Source organism: Aeromicrobium sp. CnD17-E (assembly GCF_024124745.1).
Lineage (GTDB): Bacteria > Actinomycetota > Actinomycetes > Propionibacteriales > Nocardioidaceae > Aeromicrobium.
Genome location: NZ_JAMXRU010000187.1, coordinates 1 through 2488 on the forward strand (window position 1 = coordinate 1; position 2488 = coordinate 2488).

The following is a 2488-nucleotide window of genomic DNA, read 5'->3' on the forward strand; positions in this document are numbered from 1 at the left end:
CTCAGCGCCGGCGAGGCCAAGGTCCGGGGTGCCGGCGTCGTCTCGGTGGCCACGCGTCGCGGGCACCGTGAGCTCACCGTCCCGGGCGCCGCGCCGCGCCGCAGCCGCCCCTGGAGCTCCTACGCCCCCACGGCCGCCACGCTGCCCGACGGCTCGCTGCGCGTCGAGACCGCCTTCACGCGCCTCACGGGCCTCTCGCCCGTCCTCCTCGCCGGTATGACGCCCACGACGGTCGACGCGAAGATCGTCGCCGCTGCCGCCAACGCCGGGTTCTGGGCCGAGCTGGCCGGCGGCGGGCAGGTGAGCGAGCCGATCTTCGCCGACCGCATGGTCGAGCTGCGCGAGCTGCTCGACGAGGGCCGCACGTTCCAGTTCAACTCGCTCTTCCTCGACCCGTACCTCTGGAAGCTGCAGCTCGGTGGCCAGCGCCTGGTGCAGAAGGCGCGCGCGGCCGGTGCCCCGGTCGACGGCGTCGTCGTCACCGCGGGCGTCCCCGAGCTCGACGAGGCCGTCGCGCTCGTCGAGGAGCTCTCGGAGGCGGGCGTCCAGCACGTCGCGTTCAAGCCGGGCACCGTCGCGCAGATCCGTCAGGTGCTCGCCATCGCGGAGCAGGTCGCACCGCGTCCGGTGATGATCCAGATCGAGGGCGGGAAGGCCGGCGGTCACCACTCCTGGGAGGACCTCGACGACCTGCTCGTCGCCACCTACGCCCAGCTGCGCGCGCACGACAACGTCGTGGTGTGCGTCGGCGGCGGCATCGGCACGCCCGAGGTCGCCGCGGCCTACCTGACCGGCGAGTGGGCGCGTGCCCACGGCCACCCGGTCATGCCGCTCGACGGCGTGCTCGTCGGCACGGCCGCCATGGCGACGCTCGAGGCCACGACCGCGCCCGACGTCAAGCAGCTGCTCGTCGACACCCCCGGCACCACCGACTGGGTGGGTGCGGGCCACGCGTCCGGCGGCATGGCGTCGGGCCGCAGCCAGCTCGGCGCCGACATCCACGAGATCGACAACACCGCCTCGCGCACCGGTCGCCTGCTCGACGAGGTGGCCGGCGACGCCGAGGCCGTCGCGGCCCGACGCGACGAGATCGTCGAGGCGCTCGACCGCACCGCCAAGCCGTACTTCGGCGACGTCGCGGCCATGACCTACGGCGCCTGGCTCGAGCGTTTCGCCGGGCTGACGACCGACCGTGTCGCGCCGACCGGCGCCGATGCGGTGGGCGGCTCGACCTGGCTGGACGTGACCCTGCGCGACCGCTTCCACGCGATGCTCCAGCGCGCCGAGGCGCGTCTGGCGCCCGAGGACCACGGCGACGTCGCCACGCTCTTCGCGGCGCCGGCCGACGTCGAGGACGCGGCGGCGGCCCTTGCGGCCCTGCGGGAGACCTACCCGGCCGCCGACGACGTCGTGCTGCACCCGGCCGACGTGCCGTTCTTCGTGCAGGTGTGCCGTCGTCCGGGCAAGCCCGTGCCGTTCGTGCCCGTGGTCGATGCCGACGTGCGTCGCTGGTGGCGCTCGGACTCGCTGTGGCAGGCGCACGACCCGCGCTTCGGCGCCGACCAGGTCTGCGTCATCCCCGGCACCGTCTCGGTCGCCGGCATCACGCGTGTCGACGAGCCGGTGGGCGACCTGCTGCGCCGCTTCGAGGACGCGACGGTCGACGCGGTGCTCGCCGCAGGTGCTGCGCCGCGCGAGGTCGTCGGCCTGCGGCGCGCGGAGGGTGCCGACGGCGCCGTCTCGCTCGTGCTGGCGGCGCCGGACGCCGTCTGGGCCGGCCGCACGGTCCGCAACCCCGTCCACCGACTCGGGCCCCCGACCTCGACGTCGAGCGGGTGGGTCATCGTGGCGCCCGAGCGCGCGGAGCACCCCGAGACCGGTGCGGTGCTGACCGGCGCGGGCAGCGCGGCCGAGCTGACGGTCCCGCTCGACCGTGCCGGTCGGGTCCTGACCCTGACCTTCGACGTGACCGACGCCGTCGCCACCGGCGCTGCGCCCGTCGTGCCGACCGCGACCGCCGCGTCGGCCATGCTCGACCTCCTGACTGCTGCAGCGGGCGGCTCCCTGCCGACCGTGACGGACGACGCCGCCGAGCTCGTCGCCCCCTGGAGCGACGAGGTGGTGGCCGACCACGCGGGCGTCACGTCCGGCACCACCACCGACGTCGTCCCCGACGCTCTCGTCGGGCTGGCCTGGCCCGCGGTCTTCGCCGTCATCGGCGCGGCCCGCGCGGCGTCGGGCGAGCCGGTCGTGGAGGGCATGCTCGACCTCGTCCACCTCGACCACGCCGTCGCCCTCGCGACGACGCCTCTCGACGGTGCCGACCTCGTCGTCCGCGCCTCGCTGCGCTCGGTGGAGGCCACCGACCTCGGACGCGTCGTCACGGTCGACGTCGAGGTCCGCCAGGACGACGCCACGGTCGCGACGCTCGTCGAGCGCTTCTGCGTCCGCGGCCGCCCGGGCGACGCCGACGCCGGGGAGCCCGTGC

At 75.6% G+C, this 2488-nt stretch carries 1 protein-coding gene; it reads left to right on the forward strand.

What is annotated here, in order from left to right:
- Positions 1-2488: fatty acid synthase subunit beta domain-containing protein (locus NH339_RS17890; RefSeq protein ID WP_253027348.1), on the forward strand; the 2488-nt coding region annotated here is incomplete at both ends.